This window comes from Pseudotabrizicola sediminis (genome assembly GCF_004745575.1).
Lineage (GTDB): Bacteria > Pseudomonadota > Alphaproteobacteria > Rhodobacterales > Rhodobacteraceae > Pseudotabrizicola > Pseudotabrizicola sediminis.
In genome coordinates this window covers 1-210 of the sequence record NZ_RPEM01000083.1, presented here as the reverse complement: position 1 = coordinate 210, position 210 = coordinate 1, and the positions used below count along the sequence as shown (strand labels likewise).

Genomic DNA, 210 nt, shown 5'->3' with positions numbered 1-210 from the left:
CCCGTTTTTCGGACAGACTCGTTCTCATGCCATCAGCCTTCTTCGCACCAGGAACAGGTTGCAGAGCGCGAACAGTGTGAAGATCTGGGCGCGGTTCTTGGCGAGGCCCCGGTAGCGGGTCTTCACATGGCCGAACTGGCGCTTGATGACCCGGAACGGATGCTCGACCTTCGCGCGCACCATGGCGATGATGCGGTTGGCCCGTTCGTC

Annotated in this window: 1 protein-coding gene; it reads right to left on the bottom strand. The window is 61.4% G+C overall.

The annotated features are described in order from the left end of the window. Positions 1-24: 24 nt before the first annotated feature. Positions 25-210: transposase (locus EEB11_RS19390; protein ID WP_167852828.1), on the bottom strand; the 186-nt coding region annotated here is incomplete at its 5' end.